21 protein-coding genes are annotated in these 23,398 nt (G+C 66.1%); 7 read left to right on the top strand and 14 right to left on the bottom strand.

Annotated features, from left to right (window positions below):
* Positions 1–328 precede the first annotated feature (328 nt).
* From AC3WUM_RS06635 to AC3WUM_RS06625, 3 genes are all read right to left on the bottom strand, one after another.
* Positions 329–1,570, bottom strand: a complete 1,242-nt coding sequence (locus AC3WUM_RS06635; RefSeq protein WP_492409411.1) for a porin — start codon at positions 1,568–1,570, stop codon at positions 329–331.
* Positions 1,571–2,070: 500 nt separating this feature from the next.
* Complete coding sequence (locus tag AC3WUM_RS06630) at positions 2,071–3,447, bottom strand: sensor histidine kinase (RefSeq protein WP_492409410.1); 1,377 nt, start codon at positions 3,445–3,447, stop codon at positions 2,071–2,073.
* On the bottom strand, positions 3,440–4,060 hold the full coding sequence (locus tag AC3WUM_RS06625; protein ID WP_492409409.1) for a response regulator: 621 nt from the start codon (positions 4,058–4,060) through the stop codon (positions 3,440–3,442). Before AC3WUM_RS06625 ends, AC3WUM_RS06630 begins: the two co-directional genes overlap by 8 nt.
* Before the next feature lie 502 nt (positions 4,061–4,562).
* On the opposite strand from AC3WUM_RS06625, the gene AC3WUM_RS06620 reads away from it, so the two are divergent.
* Together AC3WUM_RS06620 and AC3WUM_RS06615 are read left to right on the top strand one after the other, a co-directional pair.
* Positions 4,563–6,665, top strand: coding sequence for a sigma-54-dependent Fis family transcriptional regulator (locus AC3WUM_RS06620; protein WP_492409408.1), 2,103 nt, complete (start codon positions 4,563–4,565; stop codon positions 6,663–6,665).
* Between the two features lie 116 nt (positions 6,666–6,781).
* On the top strand, positions 6,782–7,072 hold the full coding sequence (locus AC3WUM_RS06615) for a PqqD family peptide modification chaperone (protein ID WP_492409407.1): 291 nt from the start codon (positions 6,782–6,784) through the stop codon (positions 7,070–7,072).
* Between the two features lie 73 nt (positions 7,073–7,145).
* Here AC3WUM_RS06615 and AC3WUM_RS06610 read toward each other — a convergent pair whose 3' ends face one another.
* Together AC3WUM_RS06610 and AC3WUM_RS06605 are read right to left on the bottom strand one after the other, a co-directional pair.
* Positions 7,146–8,105, bottom strand: coding sequence for a beta-propeller fold lactonase family protein (locus AC3WUM_RS06610; protein ID WP_492409406.1), 960 nt, complete (start codon positions 8,103–8,105; stop codon positions 7,146–7,148).
* 188 nt (positions 8,106–8,293) lie between these two features.
* Entirely contained in the window at positions 8,294–10,705 is a 2,412-nt protein-coding gene (locus AC3WUM_RS06605) for a TonB-dependent receptor (protein ID WP_492409405.1), read from the bottom strand.
* Positions 10,706–11,011: 306 nt separating this feature from the next.
* On the opposite strand from AC3WUM_RS06605, the gene AC3WUM_RS06600 reads away from it, so the two are divergent.
* The 3 genes from AC3WUM_RS06600 to AC3WUM_RS06590 all read left to right on the top strand — a co-directional run bounded on the left by AC3WUM_RS06600 (position 11,012) and on the right by AC3WUM_RS06590 (position 14,396).
* Positions 11,012–11,581, top strand: coding sequence for a twin-arginine translocation pathway signal protein (locus tag AC3WUM_RS06600; protein ID WP_492409404.1), 570 nt, complete (start codon positions 11,012–11,014; stop codon positions 11,579–11,581).
* 8 nt (positions 11,582–11,589) lie between these two features.
* Positions 11,590–13,191, top strand: a complete 1,602-nt coding sequence (locus AC3WUM_RS06595) for a GMC family oxidoreductase (protein WP_492409403.1) — start codon at positions 11,590–11,592, stop codon at positions 13,189–13,191.
* Positions 13,192–13,304: 113 nt separating this feature from the next.
* Positions 13,305–14,396: a Fic family protein gene (locus AC3WUM_RS06590; protein ID WP_492409402.1), complete on the top strand. Its 1,092-nt coding sequence runs from the start codon at positions 13,305–13,307 to the stop codon at positions 14,394–14,396.
* A 4-nt stretch (positions 14,397–14,400) separates the two neighbouring features.
* Here AC3WUM_RS06590 and AC3WUM_RS06585 read toward each other — a convergent pair whose 3' ends face one another.
* From AC3WUM_RS06585 to AC3WUM_RS06560, 6 genes are all read right to left on the bottom strand, one after another.
* Positions 14,401–14,907: a VOC family protein gene (locus AC3WUM_RS06585; RefSeq protein WP_492409401.1), complete on the bottom strand. Its 507-nt coding sequence runs from the start codon at positions 14,905–14,907 to the stop codon at positions 14,401–14,403.
* Between the two features lie 31 nt (positions 14,908–14,938).
* Entirely contained in the window at positions 14,939–16,204 is a 1,266-nt protein-coding gene (locus tag AC3WUM_RS06580) for an RNA polymerase sigma factor (RefSeq protein ID WP_492409400.1), read from the bottom strand.
* Positions 16,205–16,222: 18 nt separating this feature from the next.
* Positions 16,223–16,753, bottom strand: a complete 531-nt coding sequence (locus AC3WUM_RS06575; protein WP_492409399.1) for an SRPBCC family protein — start codon at positions 16,751–16,753, stop codon at positions 16,223–16,225.
* 37 nt (positions 16,754–16,790) lie between these two features.
* The gene (locus tag AC3WUM_RS06570) at positions 16,791–17,201 is read right to left on the bottom strand and encodes a YciI family protein (protein ID WP_492409398.1); all 411 of its coding nucleotides are present in this window, start codon (positions 17,199–17,201) and stop codon (positions 16,791–16,793) included.
* 133 nt (positions 17,202–17,334) lie between these two features.
* Complete coding sequence (locus AC3WUM_RS06565) at positions 17,335–18,003, bottom strand: histidine phosphatase family protein (protein ID WP_492409397.1); 669 nt, start codon at positions 18,001–18,003, stop codon at positions 17,335–17,337.
* Between the two features lie 109 nt (positions 18,004–18,112).
* Positions 18,113–19,294, bottom strand: coding sequence for an acetyl-CoA C-acyltransferase family protein (locus AC3WUM_RS06560; RefSeq protein ID WP_492409396.1), 1,182 nt, complete (start codon positions 19,292–19,294; stop codon positions 18,113–18,115).
* Between the two features lie 182 nt (positions 19,295–19,476).
* Here AC3WUM_RS06560 and AC3WUM_RS06555 point away from each other — a divergent pair, with 182 nt between their 5' ends.
* Positions 19,477–20,142: a ribonuclease T2 family protein gene (locus AC3WUM_RS06555; RefSeq protein WP_492409395.1), complete on the top strand. Its 666-nt coding sequence runs from the start codon at positions 19,477–19,479 to the stop codon at positions 20,140–20,142.
* Between the two features lie 9 nt (positions 20,143–20,151).
* On the opposite strand, the gene AC3WUM_RS06550 is transcribed toward AC3WUM_RS06555, so the two are convergent.
* The 3 genes from AC3WUM_RS06550 to AC3WUM_RS06540 form a co-directional block, all read right to left on the bottom strand.
* Entirely contained in the window at positions 20,152–20,775 is a 624-nt protein-coding gene (locus AC3WUM_RS06550; protein WP_492409561.1) for an aspartyl/asparaginyl beta-hydroxylase domain-containing protein, read from the bottom strand.
* Positions 20,664–21,053, bottom strand: coding sequence for a hypothetical protein (locus tag AC3WUM_RS06545; RefSeq protein ID WP_492409394.1), 390 nt, complete (start codon positions 21,051–21,053; stop codon positions 20,664–20,666). The genes AC3WUM_RS06550 and AC3WUM_RS06545 overlap by 112 nt, the downstream gene beginning before the upstream one ends.
* A gap of 131 nt (positions 21,054–21,184) precedes the next feature.
* Complete coding sequence (locus tag AC3WUM_RS06540) at positions 21,185–21,709, bottom strand: GNAT family N-acetyltransferase (protein WP_492409393.1); 525 nt, start codon at positions 21,707–21,709, stop codon at positions 21,185–21,187.
* 84 nt (positions 21,710–21,793) lie between these two features.
* Here AC3WUM_RS06540 and AC3WUM_RS06535 point away from each other — a divergent pair, with 84 nt between their 5' ends.
* On the top strand, positions 21,794–23,377 hold the full coding sequence (locus AC3WUM_RS06535) for a cryptochrome/photolyase family protein (RefSeq protein WP_492409392.1): 1,584 nt from the start codon (positions 21,794–21,796) through the stop codon (positions 23,375–23,377).
* The last annotated feature ends 21 nt before the right edge of the window (positions 23,378–23,398 follow it).

Raw genomic sequence — 23,398 nt, 5'->3', positions numbered from 1 at the left:
TTCTCCGGTTTTATGGTTGCCACGGTGACATCCGGAACCCGATGGCGGGCGCGCGGACGCAGTTTCGATGCCAGCTTTTTGAATCAGGAAAAGCGCTTCGAAATCATCAGGATGCCCAATTTCCAATGTTGTCGGCGTCACACCCTGTCCCATCGGCGATACAGCGATTCGCCCGCGCGGTGACACACTGCGATGAGGCGAAAAAGTAAGGGGCCGGATTGGGTCCGGCCCCCAATGCCCTTCCTCAGGAGAGAAGAGCTACGCCGAGAGTCGTGACGGGATCTGGGAGTGGGTCTGGAAAAGGGTCTTGCCTGTAGCCGCAGGCCGGTCAGAACGACAGGTAGGCGCCCACGTTAAAGTTGCTGCTGGTGTTCTCGGCGCCGTTGTGGGCCTCGGTCTTCACGTCGCTGAACTCGGCGAGCAGCGTCAGGTTCGGCGTCAGGCTGTGATAGACGCCGAGCGTGTACTTGCTGTTCTTCTCGACCAGGTTGGGGGTGGCGGCTTCGTCCGCGGCGCTGGCGAAATCGAGGTTGCTTTCGCCGTAGTTCACGCCGAGCTTGGTGTCGCCGAGCGCGTAGGTGAACTGTGCGATGAAGCCGTCGGAATCACGCTCGTTGCCGGCGCCGTCGTCGGACAGCACGAACAGGCCGGTGGTGCCCACGCCCTTGCCGGTGTACCAGTAGGCCATCAGCTGGGCCGGGCCGAGCGTGTACTTGCCGCCGATGTCGAAGGCCGAGCTCTTGAAGTCGGCCGCATCGGTCACGCCTTCCTGCTTCTGCGACAGGAACGCGGCCGACAGGTACAGATTGCCGGCCTTGTACGCGAGCTTGCCGTGGAAGCCCGGAGCGGCCTTCGGCGTCGCGGCGGGCTGCAGCAGCGGCTCGACCGGATCGAAGATGCCGACCGTGGCCGTCAGGCCGCCGAAGCTCGGCGTGGTGTAGTTCATCTGCGCGAGCGTGTCGGTGTAGATGTAGCCGAAGCCGATCGAACCGAGCGAAGTGTTGGCCGGCGCGCCACCCGAAGCCGCACCGCCGACGCCGACGCCCGGAAGCGTCATGTCGTTGATGATGGCGTCGAAGCCGAACAGGCCGAAGTTGCGGCCCAGCGAGAACGTACCGATGTCGGCGTTGCCGATGGTCATGAACACCTGACGCACGTCCATGCCGGTGGTGCCGAGCGCGGTGTTGGAGCCGCCGGCCTGCAGGTTCGGGCTGCCGCCGTCGTTGGTGCTGATGCCCGGGTACAGGCCGAAGGTCGCGGTGATGTCGTAGCCCTTCTGCGTGGTCGAAGCGCCGAACACGAGAGCGGCGGGCAGCAGGCCGTTGCTGACCGAGGAGCTGTTCTTTTCGGTGTCGCCGCCGGCCGTGCAGGCGCCGCCGACGGTGACGATGGCCGCGGGGCTGCTATCGCACTGCGAGTTGATGTAATGGACGTTGACGTTGCCGTTGACCGTGAAATTCCAGTCACCGGCCTTGATCTCGATCGCATGAGCGGTCTGGCTGGCGGACAGTGCTGCGATCGTGGCGACGGCAGCAGCCGACAACGCACCCATGCTGCGTTCTTTCATCATTGTGAATCTCCCGTATGTATCGTTATGGCATCGCGTCAGGCGACGCCGCCTGCCCGACCGAACTCCAATCGCACCGATCGAGGCGGGCGCGCTAAGGCAACGCCCATGCCACTCACGAAAATCGCGATACGTACTGGGAAAAACTCCCGTTGACGTGCGCCTGGCGACGCGTCTGTACCGTTGTTGAAGCGCTTCTGTACCGTCGATGTCACGCAGTCGTTACGCTTTGAGAACACGCAATCTCGATTACGGTCGTCATCGATTTCCCCCGCTGCCAATTGGGGTTTCGGCTTTATCGAGGCGATGTGTCGAAAATGCGCCACGGCTGTCGCGCGCGGCGTGTCGCTGTCACGCCGATGGCGGCGCAGTTCGCGCAGAAAAGAAAACCCGCCTGGCCGGCGGGCGGCGAGGCGGGTTTCGGCATCGGCGCATGCGCAGCGAGCGCACGATGGACTCGATAGGTCGGCCGGCTCGCTGCCGGCTTTTAGCGCCTGCGCTGCTTACGCCTTCGCGAGGCAGACATCGATGCGGCAGCCGCGCCTGGGCCGGCTGTCGATGCGCAGCGAGGCGCGCATCGCTTCGGCGCGCTCGCGCATGCCGACGAGTCCCAGGCCGCGACGCTGCGAAGCCACGGGCAATCCACGGCCGTTGTCGGCGACGGTGAGCTGCAATCCAGTGTCCTCGCGATGCAGTCGCAGCAGCACCTCGCTCGCATCGGCGTGGCGCGCGACATTGGTCATCGCTTCCTGCGCGACGCGGTACAGATGCAGCGCGGTGTTCGCATCGTCGACGCAAACGCTGTCGTCGACATCGCAGACGAAGCGGACATCGGGCAGGCGCCGCTGCCAGTCGTCGACGAGCTGGCGCAGCGCGAGCGACAGCCCGACGTGATCGAGTCCGCCCGGACGCAACTCGTGCAGCACGCGGCGCAGGCTCACGAGCGCCGCGCGCGCATTGACCGCGGCGGCATCGAGCGAAGCATCGGCGTCGCCATGTCCGCTCTGCATCGCCGAGCGCGCGACCATGATCTCGACTTCGACCGCGGTCAGGCTCTGGCCCATGTCGTCGTGGAGTTCGCGCGCCAGATGCACGCGCTCTTCTTCCTGCGTTTCGAGGCAGCGCTGCAGCAGGCGATGGTTGTCCGCGCAGGTCGCGGCGAGCCGCGTGCGCAGCGCATCGACACCCTCGGCGATGCTTTGCAGATCGCGCGCTCCGGCATTCATCGCGAGCTTGCGTTCGGACTCCGACCAATCGCCGTCGCGCAGGCGGGCAAGCGCTTCGACGATCGCGGACACCGGCTTCAATCCGCGCGAGACGAGCGCGAAGCCGAGAATCTGGATCGCAACGGTGGTGCCGACGAGCATCAGCAACAGGCCGCGCGCATCGCTCCAGGCTTCGGACATTTCGTCGGCCGGATCGGCGACCAGCGTCAAGCTCCAGGCCTGCGCGCCGCTGCCGAAACTCCGCGTCTGCTGCGGGCGCTCGGGCGCGACCCAGTGCTGGAACCAGCTTGGTACGTCGAGCGCACGGTCGCCCGGGCAGGCGAGTTCGATCGGCGTGTCTCCGGTGCTCACGCAGAGATGGCGCGCGGTATCGAGATGGCGTGCCAGATCGCGCAGCATGCGTTCGTCGGCTCCGTCGGCGACCGCGCCGTCGATCGCGCTGATCGCGAAGTCGAGCTCGCTGCCGACTTCGCGCGCGACCGACCGCCGCGACTGCTGGATCACCAACGCCACCGACATCAACAGGCCGAGGATCAGGATTGCCGCGATCGTGAACGAGAGGCGGGTCGCCAGGTCCATGCGGCCCAAGCCCGTCTGCGCGCGGCCGCGTTCCGCGGCCGGTTCGGAGATGGCTTCGGGCAGGGGTTCAGACATGGACCACGCCCGCGCGCACGGCCATGCGGGCGAGATCGGCCGCGCTGCCGGCGCCGAGCTTGATGCGCACCTGCGTGTAGTAATTGGCGATGGTCTTGCCGGAGAGCTGCAGATTACCGGCGATGTCGCGCACCGAATGGCCTTCGGCGATCTGGCGGAACACTTCGAACTCGCGCCGCGAAAGCTGTTCGAGACCGACGGCCGTCGCGTCCTGCTGCGTCACCGACAGTTCGGGCGGCAGATAGCGGCGCCCGGCGGCGACATGGTCGATCGCCACGAGCAGGCGATCGGCCGAGCAGCACTTCGACAGATAGCCGAGGGCCCCGGCCGCGAAGGCGCGCTGAATGAACACCGGCTCCTCGTGCATGCTGAAAACGAGAATGCGGACGTCCGGAGCCCGCATGCGAATGCGGCGCGCGACTTCGAGCCCGCCGACGCCGGGCAGCGAGAGATCGAGTACGACGACGTCGATGCCGCCCTGCAGGATGCGACGGTAAGCGGTCGCTCCGCGATCGGCTTCGGCCACCACCCGAAGGTGCGGCCTCGATTCGATCAGGCGTCGATACCCCGTTCGCACGACGGCGTGATCGTCGACCAGCAGAATGCGTGTCATCGGCTTCTTCCTCTTTCGTTTTAGTAAGAAAGGAAGGAGGCGGGATACGGATGGAAGTATCCCGCCTCAAATACTCAGGCAAGGTGCCCGAGGAGGAGACTGGTGACGGCCCTCCGCCGTCGCAGCCCCCTGGGAGCAACAAGCGGGCCAGCTATCGCGCAAACGCTCAAATGGGCTGAAAACGGGGCGATTCGGGCGTTTTATCGCATTCGATGCGACCACGGATGCTGTTCGTCGTGCCGCTGCACGAGGAGGTTTCGAGCGATTTGTGTCAGAAGTGACACAGATTGAGTCGGCGATGGGTCTTCGACTTTCGGCCAGTTGACGCCACCGGGTGTTCGCCTAAAGTGACACTGTCACGCGACTTCCGCATCGACTGTTGCAGGCGATGTGACGAACGTGAGAGGTCCATCAGAACTCCCTGTTAGAGGACGTCGGCGGGCCGGTTCCATAAAGCAAACATATAAAGAGCTGCGAGATGGCCCGAGGAGGAGAGAATCAAATGGCTGAGTCCACTGCGGTAGCGCACGCCGAAGGCGTGCTCAGAACAGTCCATGGTTTGCCACGCGTCGGTCGCGAGGTGCATCACGAAGCACCGATCACCAATTCGTGGACACGCTGCGTCAACGATCATCGGCTCGATCCTTCCAAGCTTTACGCGCCGACCGTCATCGGCAGCGTCGATCTCAAGGACCGACAGACACAGCACGAAGATCTCGTGCAGATCGCAGCGGCCGAAATGGACTCGCTGTACGACCAGATTTCGGGCTCCGGCTATGCCTTGCTGATGACCGATGCGAGCGGCGTGATCCTGTGCGAGCGCGTCGATCCGACGTTGCGCAAGATGTTCCGTTCCGCCGGCCTGCTGATCGGTGCCGACTGGAGCGAGAACCGCGAAGGCACCAACGGCATCGGCACCTGCATCGCCGAGAATCGGCCGGTCACCGTGCATCGCGCCGATCACTTCCGTGCGCGCCACATCGGGCTCTCGTGCACGGGCGCTCCGATTCGCGATCCGGGCGGTTCGCTCGTCGCCGTGCTCGATGCCTCGAGCGTGTCGTCGCACGACACGCGCGCGAGCCAGATGCACACGATGGCGCTCGTGAACCTGTCCGCCAACCTGATCGAGAAATGCCTGTTCCTGCGGCGTCAGCAGAACCAGACGATCCTGCGCTTCCACAGCCGCCCGGAACTCGTGAACCTGCTGCACGACGGCGCGCTGACGCTGTCCGGCGACGGCGTCGTGATCGCGGCCGACGACACCGCGGTTCGCCTGCTCGGCGCGAGCAATCGCCTCGACCTGGTCGGTCGTCCGCTCTCCGAAATCTTCGACGTGCGCCCCGAAGACCTCATGGGTGGCTCGCGTACGCATCAGGCGATCTGGCCGGTGCGCGACCTGCGCCGTGGCCGCCGCTATTTCGTGAGCCTGCACGAGCCGCAGCGCGGCCGCTTCTTCGATTCCAGCGAGGCTTTCGAGCGTAGCTTCGATCGCGGTCTCGAAGGGCTGCGCGAGCCGCAGCGCGAGGTGCCGCGTGACGGCAGCCCAACCAGGCCGCTGCTGCAGTCGGTGCCGCAGGCGCAGAAGAGCGCGCTGACGCTCGACGACATCGCCGGCGAAGATCCGCAGATGCTGCGCAACGTGCGCAGCGCGCGGCGCATCGCCGACTCGATGGTCTCGGTGCTGATCCAGGGCCCGACCGGTTCGGGCAAGGAAGTGTTCGCGCGAGCCCTGCACCTGGCGAGCTCGCGCGCACCGCAGAACTTCGTCGCGGTGAATTGCGCCGCGATTCCCGAAACGCTGATCGAGAGCGAGCTGTTCGGCTACAAGGCCGGTGCGTTCACGGGTGCGCGCAAGGACGGCATGCGCGGCAAGGTCCTGCAGGCCTCCGGCGGCACCTTGTTTCTCGACGAAATCGGCGACATGCCGCTGTTGCTGCAGACGCGCTTGCTGCGGGTGCTCGAAGAGCACGAAGTGGTACCGCTCGGCAGCGAGACGCCGATCAAGGTCGACATTCGCGTGATCTGTGCGAGCCATCGCAACCTGCGCGAGATGATCGCCAAGGGGCAGTTCCGGGAAGACCTGTACTACCGCCTCAATGGCATCACGCTCGAGCTGCCGTCGCTCGCGCAGCGCGCGGATCGCGATCGCCTGATTCGCGAGGTGTTCTCGATCGAAACCGCGGGCGGACGTCCGGCGGCGATGGAGGCCGAGGCCTTCCAGTGCCTGATGAACTACAACTGGCCTGGCAACGTGCGTGAGCTGCGCAACGTGATCCGCACGGCGCTCGCGATCTGCGAGGGCGGGGTGATCACGCGGCTCGATCTGCCACGCGAACTGCGCGAGGCCGAACCCGAGGCCACCGTGGCGCAGACTGTACTCGTCGTGCCGACTGCGATGGCGGCCGGTACCTCGGCACCGGCCGAAACCGCCAGCGGCAATCCGCTCGAAGCCGCCGAGAAGGAAGCGCTGCTTGCCGCGATCGACGCGAACCGCTGGAACATGAGCCTGACCGCGCAACAGCTCGGCATGAGCCGCAACACTTTGTACCGCAAGCTCAAGCGACACCGTATCGCGGTGGGGCCGGCGCGACGCGACCAGGCCTGACCCGCAGCTCGGCAGAAACGCTTCGGGATTGATTCCCGAAGCGTTTTTTCGTGAACGAAAACGCATGACGAGCGCTGCCAGAACCCTGGAATGAAACCTGCTTCCGGCGGGGCGCCATGCCAGCCTTGCCTTGCTCGACTCCGCCGTCCTCTTCCTCGTCCGCCGATCACGGCTTGCTGCGTCTGGCGCAGGGTTACCGGTTGGTTCCGGCCAAGCGCTCGCTGAGCGGTCCCTGCGGCCTGATTCCGGTCAACGAGCTTGGGCTTGCGATCCTGGGCCTGTGCAACGGGACGCTCGATGTGCGCGGCATCGAAGGCAAGCTGCGCGAGCAGCTCGGCAACGATCCGCGCGATCTCGAGGAGTTCGTTCGCGCGCTGAAGCAGCGCGGCTGGATCAGCTGCGATTGAAGGTTTTCGCCGCTGCGGTTGCGCGTCCCTCTCCCGTCGAAGAGGCCAGAGGTAACGACGACAACGCGTCCCGCTAGCGCGTCAGCACGCCCCAAGGCTTCTTGCCAACCGCGATCGTGTCGATCACTTCGAGCTTGCGCGTGTCGATGACCGAAACCGAATCCGAGCGCCCGTTGGCAACGAGCAGCCTGTTGCCGCCGTCGGCGAAGGCCATGTTCCAGGGGCGCTGGCCGACCGTCACGCTGCCGACGACGGTATCGCTCGCGGTATCGATCACCGAGATCGTGCCGGCGCCGCCGTTGGCCGCGTAGACGCGCTTGCCGTCGGCCGAGACGGCGATGCCCGCGGTACGCAGCGCGCTCGTGATGCTGCCGACGATTTCCCACTTGGCGGTGTCGACGACTTCGACCACGCCCTTGCCTTCATTCGCCACGTAGAGCTTCTTGCCATCCGGCGTGAAGCCCATGCCGCGTGCGGCTCCATCGACCTTGATGAGCTTGACCGACTTGCCCTGCGTCAGATCGATCACGTCGATGTCGTGCGTATCCTCGTTGCCTGCGACCAGCCACTTGCCGTCCGGGCTGAACACGCAATGCTCCGGGTTCTCGCCCTGCATGGCGATGCGCTTGTCGAGCTTGAAGCTCGCCGCGTCGAACAGCAGCGCCTCGTTGCTCGCTTCGGCGCAGACCGCGATCCACTTGCCGTCCGGCGAGCGCTCGACGCCTTCGGGGCCTTTGCCCGCGGGCTGCGTGCTGATCTTGCCGCTGGCGAGGTCGATCGCGCTGATCGAATCGCCGTCGGCATCGACGACGAACAAGCGCTTGCCGGCCTTGTCGAGCGCGATGCCCTGGATCTTCTTGCCGAGGCCGCCTTCCGCGGGCAGCGTCTTCACGACCTTGTTGTTCGCAAGGTCGATCACGCTGATGTTGGCGGAACCCTCGTTCGGAACGTAGGCCAGCTCAGGCGAGGCTGCGTAAAGCGGAGCGCTCGACAGGGCCGCTGCGATGAAAGTGGCAGCGAGGGCAGGGCGCATCAGAGGGCTCATCAACATCGGGTTTCTCCGTCTTTATGGCCGCGCGCAGCGAGCAAGGACGGTGCCAGCTTTGTCGCCTCACTACATCGCGAAATTCTTGAATTCTATGCGTCAGAAATGGGGCATAAAAAGGCTGAACGGGCATCACGAGCGGGAGGACTCGCGATACCCGTTCAGCACACACGCGTTTAGAGCGAGTTGGTCTTGCCGAAGTTCAGGCGTATGCCCGCGAAGAACCGACGCGGCGCACCCGGGCCGACGAAGCGGCGTGCGTCCTCGAACTCGTCGCCGAGCACTTCGTCGCCTTCACCATACACGCCGAAGGTCTCGTAGTCTTTGTCGAGCAGGTTCTCGACGCGGGCGAACAAGGTCAGGCGCGGCAGTGGGCGCACTTCGCCGAGCAGGTTCAGCAGCACGAAGCCGTCGAGCTGCTCGCTGTCGACGTTGGCCTCGTCACCGCGATAGCGGCTCTTGCTACGTCCGACCGCCTGCAGTCGCAGGGCGCCGATGTCGCGTTCCCAACCGAGCGTCGCGTTGAACAGGTGCTTCGGAATCAGCGGAATGCGATCGCCCTTGGAGACTTCGCGCGCGGATTCGTCGACTTCGTCTTCATCGTCCTCGTCGCGCAGCGGATGGTTCGGCGTGTTGACGAGAAAGTCTTCACGGAATTCCGCGGTCAGGTAGGTGTAGTTCGCATCGAGCGACCAGTTCTGCAGCGGCTTCCAGTGCAACGCGAACTCGACGCCCTGGCGCAGCGTCTTGCCGACGTTGTCGAAATAGCCTTCGTTGGTCAGGTTGCCGTCGGTGATGAACAGGATGTCGTCGTGGCTCAGCGCATGGAACAGCGACACCGACGAGCGCAGCGTCTGCGTCTGCTGGCGCAGGCCGACCGAGAACGTGCGCGTGACCACCTGATCGAGCGGCGGATCGTCGACGAAGCCGTTCGGCAGCTTGCAGGGATCATCGGGATTCGCGCAGGTGAGTTCCACCGGCGTCGGCGCGCGCGTGGCCTGCGAGGCGCTCGCGAACGCGGTCAGCTGCGGGTTGATGCGCAAGGTCGCACCGAGCATCGGGTTGAAATGGTTGAACTTGTGATCGCCGCTCAGGCTGCCGTCCGGATCCTGGTCGCGCAGCTGGATGTCGGTGTGGTTGTAGCGCCCGCCGATGCTGAGCATCAGCGCATCGCTGGCCTGCCAGGTGTCGAGCGCATAGACCGCGAAGTTGTCGTTGCGCGTCTTCACGTGCACGAGCGATTCTTCGACATAGAGGCCGCTGCCGACGGTGCCGCGCTCGTCGGTCAGCGCGGCGAGTTCGGTGCTCGAGCTGAAGTTCGCGCGGCCGAAATCGAGGGTTCCGCCGAAGGTCAGCTTGTTGCTGTCGCTGAGGCGCCACGAGGCCTGCAAGCCGCCACCGATGCTGCGCTGCTTGGTGTGGCTGCGGTTCTGCGTCGCGCTGTCGTTGTCGTCGCCGGCGACCACCGGATTGTCGTTGGTGTCTTCGACCACTTCTTCGCCGTCGTCTTCGCTTTCGCAGAGATAAGGGGCGCCGGTGCCGTCGACGTTGGCCGGATCTTCGCAGGCTTCGAACTCGGTGCCGTCGCCATTGAAAGCGCGCACCTTGTTGCGGCGCACGTAGAGGTTGCCGCCGATGTCGAGCGCATCGGACAACTTGCGTTGGCCGAACAGGTTCACGAACAGCAGCTTCGGCTTGGTTTCATCCGGATACGTGAACACCGCGTCGCGGCCTTCTTCTTCCATCAGTTCGATCGGCACCGCGCCGTTGCCGCGCAGGCGGTTGTCGGCGTGCGTGACCGTCAGGTCGAGCTGGCCCTTGTCGTCAGGGCGCCAGCTGCCGCGTGCGAACAGCTGCTGCACTTCGGACTTGGAATGGTCGCGCCAGCCGTCTTCGCTGAAGCGTTCGGCGGCGACGTAAAGCGCGGTCTTTTCGCCGGCGACGCCGTAGTCGGCCGTCGTCGAGATGCGATTGTCGGAGCCGCCGTAAACCTCGAGCTCGCCGCCGTCGTAATCGAAGCCGTTCTTGGTGCGGGCGACCAGCGAACCGCCGATCGCGTTCTGGCCGAACAGCGGGTTGGAGTCCGGCACCAGTTCGATGCTCGAAATCGCCTGCTCGGGGATCAGGTCCCAGTTCACCGTGTCGCCGAAGGCTTCGTTGACGCGCACGCCGTCCTGGTAGACCGCCAGGCCCTGCGGCAGGCCGAGCAGCGGCGAGACGCTGTAGCCGCGATAGAACAGGTCGGGCTGGTAGGGGTTGTTGGCGGCATCGCTGATGTGCACGCCGTCCATGCTGCGGGCCAGGAAGTCCGCGAGGTTGATCGCCTGGCTGTCCTCGATCGCCTTGGCGTTGGCGGTCTGCAGGTTGCCCGGGTAGTCGCGCAGGTCGATCGAGGCGGCCGGCAACGGCGTCTGGCCGACGACGATGACTTCGGGCAACTCGGCCGGCGCATCGGCCTCGGCCGCCTGCACGGGCAGCGCACCGATCAGCGCGAAGGCCGGGGCCGAGAGCGCCGAGACGCGGCAGGCGCGCTTGAACGCGTCGGGTCTGAAGCGGGGGCTGGGTCGTTTCGTGTTGTTTCCGCTCATCGGCGGACTCTCCCTATCGATTTGTGATCGGCACGAGTGCCGACGGTGAAACTCTGAGGCCGCGTCATCGCCGGCTGAACGGGAAAAACTCCCGAAATCGGGGAGCGAGGCGGCCGACGAAGGTCGGCTTGCAGTGGGGCCAGCGCCGCTTGTATGCGGCGTCATTCGGTCCGGCGATACGCTCGGGTATGCTCGGCTCTATTAAACGAGTGGTTAGCTCGGTGTCTGCAGGGCGGGTCGGCGGTGAAACCGCGCAGGCCGCCGCTTTTGCCCGAACCACCTTGAACCAGAACGAGGGGAGACCCGATGCGCCTTCAGCCAGCGCCGTCCGCCGATCGCGGGCGACGCGATTTTCTCAAGCTCGGCTTGACCGGCAGCGCCCTGCTCGCCGGCGGCGCGCTCACGGCCGGGCTCGCCGGCTGCAGCCGCTCGACCACGCCGGCTTCGGGCTATCGCTTCCTGCGCGGCGGCGAAGCGGCCCTGTTCGCCGCCATCGCTCCGGCCATCCTCGGCGGCGCGCTGCCGCAGGACGGCCGCACCGAGCATCTGCAAGCCCTGCTGCGGCGCCTCGACCAGACCTGCGCACGCCTGCAATCGCCCGCGCACCGGCAACTGCGCCAGCTGTTCGATCTGCTCGACGCCGGGCTCACGCGCCGGCTCACGACCGGCGTATCGGCGCCGTGGGCGCAGGCCGAGCCTGAGCAGGTGCAGCGCTTCGTCGAGCGCTGGAGAACGTCCAGCATCGGCCTGTTCAACTCGGGCTATCGCGTGCTCGCCAAGCTCGTCACCGCCTCGTGGATGCAGACCGAAGGCGGCCAGCGCGCCTGCGGTTATCCGGGGCCCTGGGCGCCGATGTTCGCGGCCGTGAACGCATAGGACGCGCGATGGCGATCAACGACATTTACGGCGACGGTATCGCGGCGGGCTGGGACGTTCGCGACGCCTCTTCCTTCACGAAGCCGCAGACGTTGGAGGCCGACGTCGTCATCGTCGGCACCGGCGCGGGTGGCGGCACCACGGCCGAGATTCTCGCCAAGGCCGGTTTCAAGGTGCTCATGATCGAGGAAGGGCCGCTGAAGACCTCGGCCGATTTCCGCGACATGGGCGAGGCCCGCGCCTACGCCGACCTCTACCAGGAGGCCAGCGGGCGCGGCACGGCCGATGGCAGCATCACCATCCTGCAAGGGCGCAGCGTCGGCGGCACGACGACGGTGAACTGGACCTCGAGCTTCCGCACGCCCGAAGAGACGCTGCGCCACTGGGCCCGCGAGCACGCGGTCAAGGGCTGGAGCGTCGAAGAATCCAAGCCCTGGTTCGACGATCGAACCGAGCGCCTCGGCATCGCGCCGTGGGCGATGCCGCCGAACGCGAACAACGCCGTGCTCAAGGCCGGCTGCGAGAAGCTCGGCTGGGAATGGCATGTGATTCCGCGCAACGTGCGCGGCTGCTGGAACTCGGGCTATTGCGGCTACGGCTGCCCGGTCAACGCCAAGCAATCGATGCTCGTCAGTACCGTGCCCGGCGCCTTGCAGCACGGCGCGACGCTCGTGCATCACCTGAGCGTGCGCCGGCTCACCTTCTGGGGCGATCGCGTCTCGGGCCTGGAATGCGCAGCCCTGCAGGCCGACGGCATCGCCCCGAGTGGCGTGCGCGTGGACGTCCGCGCCCGGCACGTGGTGCTCGCGGGCGGTGCGATCAACAATCCGGCGCTGCTGCTGCGCTCGGGCGCGGCCGATCCGCACGAGCGCATCGGCAAGCGCACGTTCCTGCATCCGGTCGTTTTCACGATGGCGAAGATGCGCGAACGCGTCGACGGCTGGTACGGCGCTCCGCAGTCGATCGCGAGCGACCAGTTCCAGTGGCAGGGTGATTTCGACGCCGCGCCGGGCTTCAAGATGGAAGTGCCGCCGATCTATCCGGCGCTCGTCGCCTCGCTGTTCGGCCGCGCCGGCGAGCCGCTCGCGGCCGGCATCGCCGACATGCCGAACTTCAGTGCCATGCTCGCGCTGACGCGCGACGGCTTTCACGAGCAAAGCCAGGGCGGGCGCGTGCGCATCGACGAACACGGCGCGCCGATGCTCGATTATCCGCTGACCGACTACCTGTTCCGCGGCTTCCGCAACGCCCTGCTGCGCATGGCCGAAGCGCAATTCGCCGGTGGCGCCGAGCGCGTCTACGCGGGTCATCTCGATGCCGAGTGGGCGACGAGCTGGCTTGCCGCGCGCGAGCAGATCGAAGGCCTGTCGATGCGCGCCTTCAAGCTCGCGCTCGGTTCCGCGCACGTCATGGGCGGCTGCGCGATGGGCGAAGACGCGCGCCACGCCGTCGTGCGCAGCGACGGCAGCCACCACCTGATCGAGAACCTCTCGATCATCGACGGCTCGGTGTTCCCGACGAGTATCGGCGCCAATCCGCAGTTGTCGATCTATGCCTTGGCGGCGCGCAACGCGACGCTGCTGGCGGGCAAGCTCAGGAAGCCGTTCTAGAACCTCGGCCGACCTCGATGGGTATCAAGTAGCGCCGGAATCTATACAGGTCTGGTGAAACGTGTATAGAAAACAGTCAGAATCTATACACGTCACTGACTTCGAGTTCAGAAATGAGTGCTTTCTCACCGCCCAGGCCGCTCGCGCAGGCCGTCAGCCCGGCTCGGTTCGAGACGCCCGCCGTGCTCAAGAAGCTGGTCTCGGCCAACCGCCAGCTGGCTGAGCTCAAGGGCGTGGCGGCTTCGATTCCGAACCAGAGCATTCTGATCAGCACGCTCGGCCTGCAGGAGGCCAAGGAAAGTTCGGCGATCGAGAACATCGTGACGACGCACGACGAGTTGTTCCGCGACGGCGGTGCTGATTCGCCGGACAGCGCAGCGGCCAAGGAGGTGCGGCTTTACGCGCACGCCTTGCAGATCGGTTTTGCAGCGGTCAGTGAAAGTGGTTTGCTGACCGGCAATCACATTCTGGAAATTCAGGCGGCGCTGGAGCAGAGCCGGCCGGGTTATCGCAAGCTTCCGGGCACCACGCTCAAGGACGGCGCGGGCCGCGTCATCTACACACCGCCGTCCCCGGAGTCGCTGCCCGATCTGATGAGCGATCTCGAACGCTTCATCAACGATGCCACGCCGTTCGATGCCGACCCGCTCGTGAAAATGGCGCTGATCCATCATCAATTCGAGAGCATCCATCCTTTCTACGATGGTAATGGACGCACCGGTCGCATCATCAACGTGCTGTATCTCGTCAAGGAAAAGCTGCTCGATATTCCGGTGCTTTATCTGAGCCGGGCGATCGTGCGGACCAAGGCGGATTACTACGGAAAGCTGCAAGCCGTTCGCGAACGTGATGCCTGGGAAGACTGGGTGCTGTACCTGCTCGATGCGGTCGAAAAGACTGCGGCCGAAGGCATTACCACCATTCAGGACATCAAGAGCCTGCTGCTCGATTACAAGCATCGCATTCGCGCGAAGCATCGGTTCTACAGCCGGGATCTGATCAACAACCTGTTCTCTTTTCCGTACACGAAGATCGAATTCATCCAGAACGATCTCAAGGTCTCGCGACTGACGGCGACGCGTTACCTCGATGTGCTGGCCGAAGACGGGCTGCTGATCAAGCGCAAGTTCGGGCGTAGCAACTACTACATCAACGAGCCTCTGTTTCGCATTCTGACCGGAGAGGCGCCGCCGACCGGCGAGTGAGGCATCACCTTGCGCCCGCCGCCCGCTCGACCTCGGCGATATCGATCTTCACCATCTTCATCATCGCGCCAAACGCGCGGGCGGCCCTGGCGGGATCGGGGTCGAGCGCGAGCTGGCCGAGCAGGCGCGGGGCGACCTGCCACGAGACGCCGTAGCGGTCCTTGAGCCAGCCGCATTGCACGGACTGGCCACCACCGCCTTCGCCGAGCGCGTGCCAGTAGTGATCGATCTGCTGCTGCGTGTCGCAGAGAATCTGCAGCGAGATCGCTTCGTTGAATTTGAAGCCCGGCCCGCCGTTGAGCGCGCAGAACAACAGGCCTTCGAGCTCGAATTCGACCGTCATCACCGAGCCGGCCGCGCGTCCGTGTACTTCCTGGCCGACGTTCGGATAGCGCGCGATCCGGTGGATCCTCGAGTTCGGGAAGATGCCGGTGTAGTGCGTGGCCGCCGCTTCGGCTTCGCCGTCGAACCACAGGCAGGGGCTGATGACGGCGCTTTGGATGAGGGACATGCTCGCTCCTCGATCGTGTCGTGGTGGAGGGTCAGGGCGTGCAGGCCGCGGCGCGTTCGAGCAGCAGCTTGCGCTCGCGCTCGTTGCGCGTGAGCGAGGCGGCGCGTTCGAATGCTTCGCGCGCCTCGGAATGCCGTTGCAGCTTGAACAGCAGATCGCCGCGCACGCTTGGCAGCAGGTGGTACTGGCGCAGCACGGGTTCCTGCATGAGCTCGTCGACGATGCGCAAGGCTTCGGCAGGGCCGAAGGCCATGCTCACCGCGACTGCACGATTGAGCTCGACGATCGGCGACGGCGCGATCTGCGCGAGCGCATCGTAGAGCGCGGCGATGCGCGTCCAGTCGGTGTCTGCGGCCGTGCGCGCGCGTGCATGGCATGCGGCGATCGCGGCTTGCAGCGCATAAGGTCCGAGCGCGCCGACGAGCGCTTCGGCGCGCTGCAGCGCCACCAGGCCGCGCCGGATCAGCAACTGATCCCAGAGCGCTCGATTCTGCTCGAGCAGCAGCACCGGCTCGCCATCGGCCTTCACGCGCGCCTTGGCTCGCGAGGCCTGGATCTCCATCAGCGCGACCAGGCCGTGCACCTCGGATTCGCCGGGCATGAGTCCCGCCAGAATGCGGCCGACGCGCAAGGCTTCCTCGCAGAGCGCGGGGCGCATCCAGTCGTCGCCCGCGGTCGCCGAATAGCCTTCGTTGAAGATCAGGTAGAGCACTTCGAGCACCGACGACAGGCGCTCGGGCAGCTCGTTCGCACGCGGCACTTCGAACGGCACTTTGGCATCGCTCAGCGCACGCTTGGCGCGCACGATGCGCTGCGCGATCGTCGGCTCGGACGTCAGGTAGGCGCGCGCGATTTCGTCGGTGGAAAGGCCGCCGAGCAGTTTCAACGTCAGTGCACTGCGCGCATCGGGCGAGAGCACCGGGTGGCAGGCCGTGAAGATCAGGCGCAGCAGGTCGTCGCCGATGTCGTCTTCGAGCGCGGCGGTGTCGTCGGGTGCGGGCATGGCGGATTCGCCCTCCAGTTCGCCTGCGAGCTCATCAAACTTGCGCTCGATCAGCGTGCCGCGGCGCAGCCAGTCGATCGCGCGATGCTTCGCCGTGGCCGTAAGCCAGGCGCCCGCATTGCGCGGAATGCCTTCGCCGGGCCATTGCTCGAGCGCCGCGATCAGCGCGTCCTGCGCGAGTTCTTCGGCGATGCCGACGTCGTGCACGAGCCGTGCGACCGTGGCGATGATGCGCGCCGATTCGATGCGCCAGACCGCATCGATCGTGCGGCGGATGTCGTGCTGGCTGCTCATGGAGGTCGTCGGCGCGACTCAGTTCTGCTCGGTGATCTGCTTGAGATTCTGCAGGCCCTGAGCGAAATCGCCGCCGATCATCTGGTCCATGTCGAAGAACACGCTCATGAGCTTGGAGACGAAGTTGGCCTTGCCTTCCATCGCCCAGGTCACCGTGGTGGTTTCGCCGCTGCTCACGAAATCGAAGATCGCGACGTTCTGGGTCTTCATCGGCTTCTCGAATTCGAGCTGCATGACGATCTTGCGATCGGGCTCGGATTCGCGGATTTGCATGCTGCCTTCGCCGACCTGATTGTTGCCGGCCCAGGCCATCTTCGCGCCGACGCCGCTGGCCGGGCCTTCGTAGCGATGCTGCATGTTCGGGTCCTTGGGCTCGTACGGAGACCACTGCTTCCAGGCCGTCAGATCGTTGACGAGCGGGAATATCGTCGCGGCCGGCGCGCGTATCGACAGCGAGCGTTGTACGCGGAATTCATCTGGACGCGTTGTCGCATAGGCGAGCAGGCCGGCGATGGCGAGCACGACGACGATGAGAATGATCTTGAGCATGACGAATCCTTTGCGTTGTGCGTTCGACAGAAGGGCTTCAGCGTTTCTCGGCCATCTCGAAGTATCCATCCGCCGCAGCTTGCACCTCGGGCGAGAAATCGCCGAACTCGTGCACCTGGCGGACTTCGATCACCTCGTCGTTGCCGCCCGGGCAGCGCGCGGCCCAGGCGATCGCTTCCTCGCGTGACTTGGCCTGGATGAGCCAATAGCCGCCGAGCACTTCCTTGGCCTCGGCGAACGGGCCGTCGACGACGCGCGCACGGCCACCGTCGAAATGCACGCGCGCCCCGCTCGCGGGCGGATGCAGCGAATCGATCGCCAGCAGAACACCCGCACGTTGCAGCGCTTCGTTGTACCGCATCATCGCGGCGACGTGTTCGGGATCGGGCTGTGCGCCGGCCTCGGCGGACTCGTAGCCCTTCGGGATCATCAGCAGCATGTAGCGCATGGTCGTCTCCTGGTCGCGTGATGGCGTGTGTACGAACACGTCGAAGCAGCGCGGCGGAAATCGACAGGATTTTTCGCCCGGAACGCGAAAATGCGTCAAGCGGCTGATGCGGAATGAATTGTTGCCGCGGTTGCTACATGGCGCTCGCGAGCTCGGCCGGCAGATGCGCGGTCTGGTTGTACGAGTGCAGCACGCGCGCGTTCTGCGTCCAGATCAGCTGGGTGAACGAGGCGTTGCCGATCACCGACATCATCGCGCCGAGTTCGGCGCTGGGCCTTTGCATGAGCTCGGCGATCACCACGGCGATGACGCCGGCCGAGGTGACCGCGAGCACCTTGTGGCCGCGGCCCGGCGCGGCGGTCAGCTCGTCGAGCCAGGCCTTGATGCCGGCGCGGAACTCGGCGACCGGCGGAATGCCGTCGACACGCACCGCGTCCGCGGCCCAGAGGCCGATCTGCTCGCCGTAGAGCCGCAGCTTGTCCTTGCGGCTCACGCTCGCGTTCTCGATCAGCGACACGCCGGTGCGCGCGCTCGCGGCTTCGAGCAGCGTGGAGCCTTCACCGAATTCGTCGAGCGCTTGCGTCACCTTCGCTTCGGCAAGGTCGAGCGCCCCGGTGATCGCGAGCGCAGTCTGGCGCTGGCGTTTGCGCGGGCCGCTGTAGATGGCCGTGAAGGTTTCGCCGCGCGCCTTGAAGTAGGCCCCGGTCGCCTGCGCCTGGCGCTCGCCGAGCGCGGACAGCTGGTCGTAGTGGTGCGAATCGAAGGAAGCCTGTCCGTGGCGAACGAGGGTCAGCGTGCTCATGCGGCGCGAGTATTCGGTTGGGAAGGCCAGCAGTTTAGCGATCGATTCGCGGGCGGGCCCAAAAGCGAAAGGGCCGCATCGGCGGCCCTTTCGTTAGCAGCGACGCGGCTCAAACCTTCTCGAAGATCGCCGCGATGCCCTGGCCGCCGCCGATGCACATCGTCGCCAGGCCGTAGCGGCCGCCGATGCGGTGCAGCTCGTGGATGGCCTTGGCGGCGATCATCACGCCGGTCGCGCCGACCGGGTGACCCAGCGAGATGCCCGAGCCGTTCGGGTTGACCTTGGCCGGGTCGAGGTCGAGTTCGCGGCTGACCGCGCAGGCTTGGGCGGCGAAGGCTTCGTTCGACTCGATGACGTCGAAATCGCGCACCGTGAGGCTGGTCTTGGCGAGCGCGTTGCGGGTCGCGGTGACCGGGCCGATGCCCATGATCGACGGATCCACGCCGGAGTGGCCGTAGGCGACCAGGCGCGCGAGCGGCGTCAGGCCCAGCGCCTTGAGCTTCTCGCCCGAGACCAGCACCACCGAGGCGGCGCCGTCGTTGATGCTCGAGGCGTTGCCGGCGGTGACGAGGCCGTCCTTCTTGAACACCGGCTTCATCTGCGCGAGCTGCTCGACGGTCACGTCGCGCACGTTCTCGTCGACTTCGAAATTGACGACGCCCTTGCGCGTCTTGACCGGCACCGGAATCAGCTGCGAGGCGAAGCGGCCCTCGGCGGTGGCGCGGGCGGCACGGCGCTGCGATTCGGCGGCGAGCTGGTCCATGTCCTCGCGGGTGACGCCGTAGCGTGCGGCGACGTTCTCGGCGGTGATGCCCATGTGGATGTTCTGGAACGGGTCATGGAGGATGCCGACCATGTAGTCGAGCATCGCCGCGTCGCCCATGCGCGCGCCCCAGCGGCCGGCCGGCAACAGGTAGGGACCGCGGCTCATCGATTCGGCGCCGGCGCCCACGGCGGCCTCGGCGTCGCCGAGCAGAATCGACTGCGCGGCCGAGACGATGGCCTGCAGGCCCGAGCCGCACAGGCGGTTCACGTTGAAGGCCGGGGTGGTGTTCGGGATGCCCGCTTCGATCGCGGCGACGCGCGACAGGTAGGCGTCGCGCGGCTCGGTCGGGATCACGTTGCCCATGACGACGTGGTCGATCTGCTCGGCCGGAACGCCCGAGCGGGCCAGCGATTCCTTCACCGCGAGCGTCGCGAGCTGGGCCAGCGGAACGTCCTTGAGTCCGCCGCCGAAGCTGCCGACGGGGGTGCGGAGGGCGGAGACGACGAAGACTTCGCGTTGGGCCATGGCGGGTTCCTGATCCGGTTCGGGAGAGTCCGACAGTATTCGGGAGCGCCTTCAAGCGGCGCAATGCCGCTTCCGACCAAGCCGGGTGACGGCTCGCGCAACTCGTAAGCCCGGCCCGCGCTGCAGGCTGACGGACGGTTCTGGTAGTTTCGTTTCTTCGACGTGCGATCAGGAGAACAATGGTGAGCCGAACGGCGACCTCGTGGCGAACGCAGCTCATCGCCTTGTTTGCAATCGCTTTTTGCAGCGCGAGCGTGCAGGCCGCCGAGCCGCCCGACGGCTGGCGCATGGTGCTTTCGTGGTCGCCGCTGTACTGCTCGGCCAACCTGAGCTCCAAGGAGCCGCAGTGCACCGAGGAGCATTACTTCGTCAATCACGGCCTGGTGCCGTTCCGCCGCAGCGGCCCGGCCGAGAAGGACGACAGCTGTGCCGAGTGGGACATGTCGGAAGCCGACAGCGACCGCTGGCTCTGGGTGATTCCGAACAAGGCGCGCGTGCGCGCGCTCTGGCGCAAGCACGGCTCCTGCAGCGGGCTCGACACCACGCAGTATCTCGCCGCGGTCGACCGCGGCAGCCGGCGCATCCAGATTCCGGAGCGCTACGGCAAGGTGACCGAGCGGCTCGACACCACCGCGAGCGCCGTGCGCCAGGCCTTCGTCGAGGCCAACCCGGGGCTCACGGCCGACAGCATCGACCTGATCTGCAAGGGCACGCGGCTGTCGGAGGTGAACATCTGCTTCGATGCCGACTTCGGCTACCGCAGCTGCGAGGCGACCAAGGAATGCGGCGAAAGCCTGCGCCTGGTGCCGATCCGCGCGAGCCGGATCGGGGTCGAGCCTTATCACTGATCGGGCGATTCAGAGCACCCAGTTGACCAGCAGGCCGATGAGCACGGTGTAAAGCAGCAGCTTGCCGGCCTTGTACGCGCGGCGATGGCGATCCTTGAGGCCGCGCATGGTGGCCTTGTAGCGCGTCACCGGACCCCACAGGCGGTTCCCGATGCCGGACCGGCTGCTGTCCAGGTTGTCGATGTAGAACAGGCCGTTGAAGAAGCGGCCGAAGCGGTAGTACAGCTTCTGCACCGAGGCCAGGCGCATCGGCCGGTCGATGTCCGTCATCAGGATGATGCGCGGCGTCTGCGTGTCGTTGTACGCCGCGTGCATGTAGGTCTCGTCGAACAGGATGGCGTCGCCGTCGCGCCAGACGTAGTGCTCGCCATCGACCATCAGGCCACAGCGCTCGGAGTTGGGCGTCGCCAGACCGAGCGAATAGCGCAGGCTCAGCGCGAACGGATCGGCGTGCTGGCCCAGGCGCTTGCCGGGCATCAGCACCGCGAACAGCGCCAGGTTCATGCCCGGCACCTGCTCGATCAGCGCCAGGGTCTTGGGTGCGAGGGTGCGGGCCGACGGAAGCTCGTGGTCGTAGACCTTGAGGTAGAAGCTCTTCCAGCGATCGTTCTTGTAGAAGCTGCTGCCCGGCAGGTCTTCACCGCGATGTGGCCTTGGCCGTAAAGGGCGAGCGCCTCGTCGCGGATCGTCTGCCAGTTGTCCTGCAGCACGCGCAGCTGCGGCAGGCTGGACAGCGGCGGGCGCGCCGACAGGGGAACCCGCGACAGCAGGTAGGCCGGGATGTTGAACGGCACCATGAAGGTGGAAAAATCCGTGAGCTGGCGGCCCCAGTTCAGATGCGCGCGATTGCGCACGCGAACGAAGGCGATGCAGGACACGTAAAGCACGAGGACGACGATCAGCGCGAGCACGGCGATTCCGAGTCAGCGGTACGGCAATGGCGCGCAGCTTAGTTCAATGTCGGGTGACGGATGCGGGCGGCGGCTCCGGCTCCGGGCGCCACCGGTCCGGCCGGGAAAGAGCCGGCAGGTCCGTCGCGCGGCTAGGGCGCCACGCGACGGCCGAGAATGACGAGGTCGCGTTCGATGCCGTCGAGCAGGGCCACGCGTGGCAGATGCGCCCAGCGCGCGAAGCCGTAGCGCTCGAACAGGGCCAGGCTCGGCAGGTTGTGGCCGAAGACGAAGCCGAGCAGCGTGTGCACGCCGATCCGCGGCGCGTGCGCCATCGCCTCGCCGAGCAGATAGCGGCCGATGCCGGCGCGGCGGAAGCACGCGTCGATGTAGAGGCTGACCTCGGCGGTGCCCTTGTACGCCGGCCGTCCGTAGAACGACGAGAAGCTCAGCCAGCCCGCGATCTGCTGGTCGCCCGCGGTGTCGAGCTCGACGACCCACAGCGGGCGGAACTGCGCCGTGTGTTCGGCGAACCACTGCTCGCGGCTGTCGACGCTGATGGGTTCGAGATCGGCTGTGACCATGCGCGAGGCGATCGTGCTGTTGTAGATCTCGACGATGCGTGGAAGGTCGGCGCGCGTGGCGAGTCGATGCGTGAGCGGAGTGGCATTCGGCATGCGGGCAGCATATCCAGCGGCCCGCTGGCGCGGTAGCTTGCCCCGAATCAGCCCGGCGTCAGCCCGTGCGGCGCAGGCTTTCCCATGATCAGGCGAGCTCCGGCCCCAGTGCGATCCCCCAGAACCGACATTCGCGAACTCATCGTCGTGCTCGGCGATCAGCTCGATCCCGATTCACCCGTGTTCGCCGAATTCGATGCGCAACAGGACGCGGTGTGGATGTGCGAAGCCCCGGCCGAAGCGCGCTACGCCTGGTCGCACAAGGCGCGCATCGCCGTGTTCCTGTCGGCGATGCGCCACTACGCGCGCGGGATCGAACAGCGTCGCTGGCGGCTGATCTATCGCGCGACAGCGCAGCACGACCGCGACACGCTCGCCGAGGCGCTCGCCGCCGATCTTGGCGAGCTGCGACCGCAGCGCATTCGTCTGCTCTGGCCCGGCGAGCATCGGCTCGTCGGGGACATCGAAGCCGTCGCGAAGCAGGCACGCATCGAGTTCGTGCTGCTCGAAGACCCGCACTTCCTGTGTTCGCGCCAGGACTTCGCCGACTGGATGCAGGGCAGGCGGCAGCCGCGCATGGAGCACTTCTACCGCTGGATGCGCCAGCGCACGGGCTGGCTCATGCACGACGGCGAACCCGAAGGCGGACGCTGGAATTTCGACGAGGACAACCGCAAGAGCTTCGGCGCGCACGGCCCCGGCAACGTGCCTGGCGCACGACGTTTCGAGCCCGACGCGATCACGCGGCAAGTGCTCGCGCTGGTGGCCGAACGCTATGCCGGTCATCCCGGCGAGCTCGATGGTTTCGACTGGCCAGTGACGCGCGGCGAAGCCTTGCAGGCGCTGGCCGATTTCATCGAGCACCGGCTCGCCGAATTCGGCCGCTGGCAGGACGCGATGTGGATCGATCAGCCGCTGCTGCATCACTCGCGGCTGTCGGTCGCTATGAACCTGAAGCTGCTCGACCCGCGCGAAGTCTGCGCGGCCGCGATCGAGGCGTATCGCCAGAAGCGAGCGCCGCTCGCGTCGGTCGAAGGCTTCGTGCGGCAGATTCTGGGCTGGCGCGAATACGTGCGCGGGCTTTATTGGCAGCGCATGCCCGAGTTCGCCGACGACAACGAGCTCGGCGCCGACCAGCCGCTGCCCTGGCTCTACTGGAACGCGCAGACGCACATGCAGTGCATGGCGCAGACCGTCGGCCAGACCTTGCGGCTCGGCTACGCGCATCACATCCAGCGGCTCATGGTGACTGGCCTGTTCGCGCTGCTGCTCGGCGTGCGTCCGCGCGAGATTCATCTCTGGTATCTGGCCGTCTACGTCGACGCGGTGGAATGGGTCGAGCTGCCGAACACCATCGGCATGAGCCAGTTCGCCGACGGCGGCATCCTCGGCTCCAAGCCCTACGTCGCCTCGGGCCGCTACATCGAGCGCATGAGCAACTACTGCGCGCACTGTCGCTACGATCCGGGCAAGGCCGTCGGCGACGAAGCCTGTCCATTCACGACGCTGTACTGGGATTTCCTCCACCGCCACGAGCGCCGTTTCGACGGACATCCGCGACTGCAGTTCCAGGTCAGGAACCTGCAGCGCAAATCCAGGCAGGAGCGCGAGCAGATCACCGAGCGGGCTAAATGGCTGCGTGCGCGGCTCGCCGAGCAGCGCCCTTGAAAAGCCTTGCGCGCGCTCAAT

It is taken from the genome of Hydrocarboniphaga sp. FW305-C-57 (genome assembly GCF_058783045.1).
This window is presented reverse-complemented; position numbering and strand designations above follow the sequence as displayed.